This window comes from Streptomyces sp. HSW2009 (genome assembly GCF_040240285.1).
Taxonomy (GTDB): domain Bacteria; phylum Actinomycetota; class Actinomycetes; order Streptomycetales; family Streptomycetaceae; genus Streptomyces.
Window position 1 is genome coordinate 1 of the sequence record NZ_JBEHZD010000355.1, and the last position, 8,519, is coordinate 8,519.

At 71.5% G+C, this 8,519-nt stretch carries 5 protein-coding genes; 1 reads left to right on the plus strand and 4 read right to left on the minus strand.

The annotated features are described in order from the left end of the window. Nucleotides 1–140 precede the first annotated feature (140 nt). Genes AAHZ94_RS23110 through AAHZ94_RS23120 form a run of 3 tightly spaced genes read right to left on the minus strand, consistent with a single transcriptional unit; the run spans nt 141 to nt 4,109 of the window. A complete protein-coding gene (locus AAHZ94_RS23110) occupies nt 141–1,748 on the minus strand; it encodes a class I adenylate-forming enzyme family protein (RefSeq protein ID WP_349994903.1) in 1,608 nt (535 codons plus the stop codon). Nucleotides 1,749–1,758: 10 nt separating this feature from the next. Next, nucleotides 1,759–2,748: a UbiA family prenyltransferase gene (locus tag AAHZ94_RS23115; protein WP_349994904.1), complete on the minus strand. Its 990-nt coding sequence runs from the start codon at nt 2,746–2,748 to the stop codon at nt 1,759–1,761. A 17-nt stretch (nt 2,749–2,765) separates the two neighbouring features. Continuing rightward, nucleotides 2,766–4,109 carry an FAD-dependent oxidoreductase gene (locus tag AAHZ94_RS23120; RefSeq protein ID WP_349994905.1) on the minus strand — a complete coding sequence of 448 codons (1,344 nt, stop codon included), beginning with the start codon at nt 4,107–4,109 and terminating at the stop codon, nt 2,766–2,768. A gap of 219 nt (nt 4,110–4,328) precedes the next feature. Between AAHZ94_RS23120 and AAHZ94_RS23125 the strand changes: the two genes are divergently transcribed. Continuing rightward, entirely contained in the window at nt 4,329–6,581 is a 2,253-nt protein-coding gene (locus AAHZ94_RS23125) for an MMPL family transporter (protein WP_349994906.1), read from the plus strand. Between the two features lie 179 nt (nt 6,582–6,760). Here the strand turns inward: AAHZ94_RS23125 and AAHZ94_RS23130 are convergent, their stop codons facing one another. Further along, complete coding sequence (locus AAHZ94_RS23130) at nt 6,761–8,026, minus strand: S8 family peptidase (protein WP_349994907.1); 1,266 nt, start codon at nt 8,024–8,026, stop codon at nt 6,761–6,763. Nucleotides 8,027–8,519: the final 493 nt, after the last annotated feature.

The window sequence follows — 8,519 nt, forward strand, 5'->3', positions numbered from 1 at the left end:
GGGGGGGGGGGGGGGGGGGGGGGGGGGGGGGGGGGGTGGGGGGGGGGGGGGGCGGGGGGGCCCCGCGGCCGGCGCGCGCCGGCCCCCCCCCCCCCCCCCCCCCCCCGGGAGCTGCGCCGTACCGACGTCCGCGCCCGGCGTCAGGTCCAGCGCCCGGTGCCGTACGCGGCGGCGTCGCCCAACAGCCGCTCCCGCAACTCCATCCGCCGCACCTTGCCGGTGCTCGTCCGTGGGAACTCCTCCCAGGCCAGCAGCCGCGGATCGGCGAGCCGCGGCAGGTCCGCGGTGGCCCGCTCCCACGCCGCCTGGTCCCACGAGCCGTCCCGTGTGCACACCACCGGCAGCGGCAACTCCCCGGGCACGCCGATCACCGTCGCCTCGGTCAGCCGCGGCAGCCGGTCGGCCAACACGTCCTCCAACTCGATGCAGCTCATCCCCGGGATCACATCGACCTCCCGGTCCAGCAGCCGAAACGCCGCGGTCTTGCTGCGCACCGCCCAGTCACCGGTGTTCCACCACTTGCCCGCGGCCTTCAACTGCCAGCGGTCCTCCTCACCGAGGTAGCCCACGCACCGCCCGTGGGTGCGCGAGAGCACCACCCCCGGCGTGCCGTCCGGCACCGGCTGCAACGTCTGCGGATCGACCACCTTCATCCCGGTGAAGCCGGGGATCGGGCGGCCCACGTCGCGGATGGTCGGGTGCCGGTCGCCCTGCGCCTCCAGATCGCGCCTGGCCAGCAGCCGGAAGGTCATCGGCCCGGTCTCCGACTGCCCCCACCCCTGCAACCAGGTCGGGAAGCGCCGCTCGCTGGCCCGCAGGAAGGTGCGCACCGTCGGCGGGTGCATCGCGTCGAAGGTGCTCACGTAGACCCGTACGTCGGTGAAGACGTGGTGCGCCCGCTCCGCCAGCGGCTCCCACCCGACGTACGTGGCGGGCAGCGCCTCCAGATAGGTGGGCCGGTGCCGGCGGAACATCCGCTCGGCGGTCTGCGGCGAACCATCCGTCAGCACCAGCGCGTGCCGCGGTTCGAGCCGCAGCGTCCCCGCACTCCAGGTGATCATCCGCATGTGGTTGTACGCGATGGCGGTGGCCACCGTGTCCCGGTGCTTCATGCCGACGATGGGCCACGGCAGCGACTCGGTGCGGCTCAGATGCCCCATGATCGTGTCGGCCGAGTGCACCACCAGCTTCGGCACCCCGGTGGTCCCCGAGGTGTGGGTGGCCACCATCGGCTCGTACGAAGCGGCGTACACCGTGCCCGGCACCCGGGCCCCGCGCACCTCGTCCACGTGCACCGCGCCCTCGACCGGCGCGTCGATGGTGAGCACCCGGGCGGCGAAGGCGGTCACGTCGACGCCGGCTGCCGCCGCGCCGCGCACGATCGCGCTCGTGGTGACCAGCACCCGGGCGTCCGCCCGCTTGAGCACCGTCTGCAAGGTGTCCGGCGGCAGCGCGCCGGCCACCAGCACCGGCAGCGCGCCGATCCGCGCCGCCGCGGCGGCCAGCAGCAGGTAGTCCCAGTGGTTGTCCTTGGCGATCGCCACCCGGGCGCCGGGGCGCGCACCCGCCTCGTACAGCCAGGCCGACGCCTCCGCCACCAGGTCGGCCAGTTGCTGCACCGTGTAGTGCGCGCCCCGCTCGGGGGCGATGTCGAAGGGCCGGCTCAGGTGGAAGTGCGTGCGCCGACCCCGGTCCGCGTGACTCTCGAAGAGCGAACCCAGGCCGGACGACCTGTTCGTGCCACTCATGACTCTCCTGTCAGTGAATGAGGTTGACCAAGATCAGGCAGGCCACGCCGGTGCGGAAGGCCAGCACGCCGCGCCGCCGGGCCAGCAGCGCGTCCCCGTTCCGTAGGAAGGACACGTACTGCCGCACCCGCAGCGCCGTCAGCGGCAGCATCACCAGCACCAGCCACCACGGCCCCCAGCCGACCGCTGCGGCCAGCGCCGTCAGCGCCACGTCCACGGCGCTGAGCACCCCGATGAACAGCCGGTTGCCCCGCGCCGAGGCGCGCACCGCGACCGTGGAGCGCCCCACCGCCGCGTCGCCCTCGATGTCCTTGGTGTTGGAGTACGCGGAGACCAGGATCTGCCACAGCCCGAACAGCACGCCTTCCACCAGCAACAACGCCGGCAGGTCGCCGGCGACCAGGCCGTAGGGCGCGATGACGATGACCATCGGGCAGCCGGCGATGAGCAGTTCGCCCAGCCCCTTGTAGCTGAGCCGCAGCCCCCACGAGTACTGCCAGCTCGACAGCAGCACCAGGCCCGTCAGGACCAGCGCCCACACCGGCTGCTCGGCCGCCGTGAGCGCCGCCGCCGACCACAGGGCGACGCCCCAGGCCAGGGCGAGGTAACCGAACCACTGGGCCTGGCGCAGCCGCAGCGCGCCGGTCAGCAGCGGCTTGCGCTGGAGCGGGCGCAGCTCCGTGCCGTCCTTGCTGAGGTAGTTGGCCGCGTCGCTGCCGTCCTGGAAGCCGTTGACGTCGTCGAAGGCCATCACGGCCGAGACCACGCCGATCTCGCCGAGCAGGAACAGACCGAGCGTCAGCAGCCCGTCCCCGCCGAGCCCGGGGCCTGCGATCAGCGCCGAGACGACGACCAGGACGCTGAGGTAGTAGTCGAGGACGAATTCGAACTTGGCCAGGCGGGCGAAGGCCGACAGCCGCGGGGCGAACCCCTGGGCCGGCGAACCGGGGCCGGGCGCACCCTGGGCGCGCCTGGCCCCGGCGGCGGTGATCGCATTCATGGGCGGCCCGCCGCGCCTCAGCCGACCGTGAGCAGCTTGTCGGCTGCCCGGATGCCGGAGAGCATGGCGGCCTCCGAGATCGGCGAGGTGAAGTAGTCGCCGGCGAAGACCACCGGGGCGTGCTGGAGCCGGATCACGCGGGCCGACTTGCGGTACCGGCCGGGCTCGGGCACCGGCATCGCGAACGGGCGCTCGGCTATCTCGAACGGCTCGGCATCCGCGGGGAAGTCCGGCCAGAGCGAGGTGACCAGGCGCGAGGTCTCCGCGAACTGCTCCTCGGTGGAGAGCTTGAGGAGGCGGCGGGTGGCGGCCCGCCCCGGGTAGACGAAGGCCAGGTGCTTGTCGACCGGGCGGCCGTTCGCGTCCCGCACCTGACGCGGGAAGGTGATGATCGTCTTGACCGGCGGGTCGTCCGCCCCGGCGGCCACGATGTGCGCCTCGGACGGCATGCTGCTGAAGTCCACCAGGTAGGAGACCGACAGCGCCGGCTCGTACTTCTGGGTGGCCAGGAAGTCCCGGGTGTCCTCGCCGACCACCTGGCGCGGCAGGGCGGCGGTCAGCTTGGCGGCGACCGGGGCCGGGGTGGCCACCACGACGTCGTCGAAGACCTCGTCGGACAGCGTGCCGTCGGCGTCCCGCGCGGTGATGCGCACCTCCCCGTCGAGCACCTGGAGGTCGGTCACCTCGTTCTCCAGGCGCAGCTCCGCGCCCTCCGCGTTCTTCTCGGCGATGATCTCCATGCCGCCCTTGAACACGTAGAACTTGGCGCCGGCGATCTGCGCCTGCATGGCCCGCACGTGCGCGGCCGAGATGTCCTCACAACGCCACAGCCAGAACGACTCGATCTCCGGCCGCAGCAGATTGTCGAAGCCGCGCTGCGACATGCTCTTGCGGGCGTAATCGGCGGCATTGGTGCCATCGTCGTACTTGGCGAGCTTGACCGGGTCGAAAAGGTCGAGTTCCTTGCGCTTGAGCGTTTCCTTCAGCGTGGCGGTGAGGAAGCCGATACGGTCCCCGAGCTTTACGTGCGGGAACGTGAAGAGGCTCTTCATCGAGTCCGAGAGGAGCTCGGCGGGCTTTCCGTTGTCGACCACGATGACGTTGTTCGACATTTCCGTGAGCTGGTCTTCGAGACCGTACTCGCGGATGCGCTCGAACATGATCTTGTAGAAGCTCGTGAACCACAGGTTGACGCCGACGTCGGGCTCGATCTCCGGCCGGTGCCAGGACCGCGCACGCCCGCCGAGACCAGCGGTCGTCTCGTAGATGACCACCTCCCGCCCGTTCTTCAGCAGCTCCTTAGCAGCGGCGCAGCCAGCCATGCCGCCGCCGACGACGGCAGTCCTCTTGCGTCGAGCCATGCGTGTCGCACCTCCACAGAACAGGGTCGCTTCCGAGCTCTCGGAAAACGTAAATCCGTGCGGAGGGACGATAAATAGCAGGCGCGGGACAAGAGTTGGTAAGCAGACTCTTGCCATGGCCGGCAAAAGGACTTGCACGGGTCGTGCACTGGCGCAAAGGAGTAATCTGACCGTCCAGCCGCCTCGGCCGACCGCGCCCCGAATGAAGGGTCACGTCAGATGTTCGCCTCGCTGGCTCGCTTCACGTCCGGTCGCAGCCGACTCGTGCTCTATCTCTCCGGCGTCCTCTTCGTCATTGCGGGGGCACTGGGCGGCGGAGTGATCTCCAAACTGTCGGCCGGCGGATTCATCGACGGCTCAACGGAATCCGCCAAGGCCGCCGAAATCATGGCAGACCGCTTTCATGCGGGCGCCCCCAACTTCACGCTGCTCCTCACCGACCGGCGGGGCGTGGACGATCCCGCGGTCACCGCCGCCGGACAGGCGCTCACCGACCGGCTCTCCCGCGAGAAACACGTGGAGCAGGCCGTCTCGTACTGGTCGCTCGGCAAGGCGGACGCCCTGCGCGGCAAGAGCGGCGACCGGGCACTGGTGCTGGCCCGCATCGACGGCGACGAGGACCAGGTCCAGGACCGGTTCTCGGCCTTGGAGTCGCGATACGAGGGCGCGGCCGAGGCCGACGGGCTGGATGTGCGCATCGGCGGCACCGCGCTCGCCAACAAGGAGATCGTCGACACCACCGAGAAGGACCTCCTCAAGATCGAGATGGTGACCTTCCCGGTCCTGTTCGTCGTCATGCTCTTCGTCTTCCGCACCCTGGTCGCCGCGCTGGTGCCGCTGCTGGTCAGCGGCCTGACGATCGTCTCGGTACTGCTGACGCTGCGCATCCTGACGCTCTTCACCGAGGTCTCGGTGCTGGCCACCAACGTGGCCACCGGCCTCGGGCTCGGCCTCGCCATCGACTACAGCCTCATCCTCATCAAGCGCTACCGCGAGGAGTTGGCGCACGGCGCCCCGCCCGATGGCGCCATCGCCACCGCACTGCGCACCGCGGGCCGCACCGTCGTCTTCTCCGCGGTCACCGTCGCCCTGGCCCTGGCCGCCCTCCTCGTCTTCCCCTTCTACTTCCTGCGCTCCTTCGCGTACGCGGGCATCCCCACCGCCTTGATCGCCGCCGCGGTGTCGGTGACGTTCCTGCCCGCGCTGCTCAAGGCGCTCGGCCCGCGCATCGAGAAGGGCCGCATCCTCGGCAAGCACACGAAGGTCTCCACTGCGCCCGACCCGGAAGCCGGCTTCTGGCACCGGCTGGCGGTGACGGTCATGCGCTTCCCGCTGCCGGTCGCCGCGGTCGTCATCGGGCTGTTGCTCTTCCTCGGCGCGCCCTTCCTCGACCTGCGGATGAGCCTGGCCGACGAGCGGGTGCTACCGGCCAACACCCAGTCGCGCGAGGTCGGCGAGAGCATCCGGAGCGACTTCGACGCCCAGGAGACCCAGGCGCTCAACGTCGTGCTCTCCGACACGCCCGGCAAGGGCGAGCGCGGCGCCGTCGCCGGCTACGCCGAACGGCTCTCCCGGCTGGACGGTGTCGCCCGGGTCGACACCGAGGCCGGCACCTTCGCCGGCGGCAAGCAGGTCGCCCCGCCGACCCCGGCCGCGCAGCGGTTCGGTGCCACCGACAGCACCTATCTGTCGGTGGTGCCAAGGAGCCAGTCGCTGTCTGAGAAGGGCCGCGAGCTGGTCGAGGACGTCCGGGCCGTCGACGCCCCGTACCCGGTGCTGGTCGGCGGCCCCGCGGCCGAGTTGGAAGACTCGATCAGCGCCATGAACGACCGGCTGCCGCTGGCGCTGGCGGTCATCGCGCTCAGCTCGTTCCTCGTGCTGTTCCTGTTCACCGGCAGCGTGGTGCTGCCGCTGAAGGCCCTGGTGCTCAACTGCCTGAGCCTGAGCGCCACCCTGGGCGTGCTGGTCTGGGGCTTCCAGGACGGCCATCTGGAGGGCGTCGTCGGCGACTTCGTCGTCACCGGAACGATCACCTGGACGGTGCCGGTGCTGCTGTTCTGCATCGCCTTCGGGCTGTCCATGGACTACGAGGTGTTCCTGCTCTCCCGCATCAAGGAGGAGTACGACCGCACCGGCGACAACACCCGGGCCGTCGCCCGCGGCCTGGAACGCACCGGCTCCACGGTGACCGCCGCCGCCCTGCTGATCGCCATCGTCTTCCTGGGCTTCGTGATCTCCGGCATCGTCTACCTGAAGGCGATCGGCGTGGGCCTGGCCCTGGCGGTGCTGATGGACGCGACGTTGGTGCGCGGCGCCCTGGTGCCGGCCTTCATGCGCCTGGCCGGCCGCGCCAACTGGTGGGCCCCGGGTCCGCTGCGCGCCCTGCACGCCAAGGTGGGCCTGCGCGAGGAAGGGGCCGAACCGGGTCCGCCGGGCGAGGACCGGAACGGGTCACCGGTGCGGCGGGGCTAGCGCGACCGGCCGGTGCTGAGCGCGACCGGCCGCCGGCGTCGAGTGCTATCGGCTGGTGTCGTACGAGCCGTCGGCGCGCCCCGCCGGAGCCTTGACGTCGTGGCCCGAGCGCGCCGGGGCGGCGGACCGCTCACCGCGGCCCGCCGACCTGACGCCTCACTCGCCGCTCGGCGGTCCGTTCACCGCCCGGCGGCAGCCACGTACAGCAGTCGGTTGGGCGAGCCCTTGCCGATGTTCTTGAGCTGCCCCTGGGTGGCGGTGGAGACGATGAGCTTCTTCGCCTCGGCCATGGTCAGCTTCGGGTTGTCGTGCATCGCGATGGCCAGGGTGCCGGCGGCCAGCGGGGCCGCGAACGAGGTGCCGTTCCAGCCGCGGACGACCGCGGTGTCGCTCGTGTGGCCGGCCCCGGTCACGTCGGCGCCGGGGGCGAACGCGGTGAGGCACGAGCCGTAGCTCGACGGGTTGGCACCGGTGTTGCGGGCGTCCTTCCTGGTGGTGGCGCCCATGGTGATGGCCCGCGGGTCCTTGGGCGAGTTCTGGCAGTCGCCCTTGCCGAAGTTCCCGGCGATGAAGACCAGGAGCAGCCCCTTGTCGATCATCGTCTTGGCCGCGTCGTCCATGGCCCGGTCGGCGACGCCGTCCGCGCTCTGGATGCTCATGTTGACCACCGAGGACGCCGGCGCGTTCTTGGCCGTCCAGTTCATGCCGTCCAGGATCTGTTCGGTGGTGGCGCTGTTGTCACACCCCAGGATGCGCACCGCGCGCACCCTGGCCTTCTTCGCCACCCCGTACGTCTTCCCCGCGATGTGGCTGGCCACGAACGTGCCGTGCCCCGCACAGTCGGTGGTGCCGTTGCCGTCCTTGATGGCCGAGTAGACGCCCGATGCGCGCCCCTCGAACTCCCGGTGACCGGCCCGTATGCCCGAGTCCAGCACGTACACCGGAACCCCGGACGCGTCGCCGGCGGGCGCGTACGTCGAGTTGAGCGGCAGCTTGCGCTGGTCGATGCGGTCCAGGTGCCAGGGCGCGCGCTGCTGGGGCTGCGGGACCGCCCGGAAGCCGGCCGACTCCTGCCGGTGCACCCGCACCGGCTGGACGTAGGCCACCGACGGGTCGCGGCGCACCTGCTGGAGCGCGGCGGCCGGCAGGTCGGCGGAGAAGCCGCGCAGCGCCGCGGTGTAGGAGTGGCGCACCGTGCCGCCGGCCTCGGCCACCGTGGCGGTCGCACCGGCCAGCGCCCGGGCGGTCGACTCCGTACGGGCCGACGCGGCCGGCTCCTTGAGCACGACGACGTACCGGCCGTCGACGGCGTCCGCCCCCGCGGCGTACACCGGGGCGAGCGCCCCCCGAGCGGGCGAACCGGCGCTGGCCGACGGTGTGAAGACGACACCGCCGGTCGCAACCAGGGCAACGGTCAGCGATACGACCAGGGTTGATCTCGCCATGGGGCTTCTCCTGTGAGGGTTGGTGGTCCGTGAGGGGTGGTGGTCCGCGGTGGCACGTCCGCGGATGTGGGTGATCGGTGATCGAGGGTGCGGGGGTGGTGGGAGGGGGTGTGAAGGGTTGGAGTGGCTGTCGTTGGTCGGGGTTGGGTGTGGGTGTGGGTGAGTGGGTGCCGGTCGGTGGTGGGGCTTGGGCGTGGCGGAGTGGCTGAGGGGTGGAAAGGGGGGGAAAGGGTGGAAGCAGGTCGGGGGTGCGGGCCCGTGTCGCGACGCCGCCCGGCCGATGGTGTCGAACTCATGGCCACAGGACAAGGAAGGGCCGACAACTTTGTTGGATCTTCGCGGGTGGGTTGCTGGATCGCTGGGTTGCTGGTGCTGGCGTTGGGGTGAAGTGGGGTGGGGTGGGGGGGGGGGCGGTTGGGGGGGGGGGGGGGGGGCCGGCCCCCCCCCCCCCCCCCCCCCCCCCCCCCCCCCCCCCCGCCCCCCCCCCCCCCCC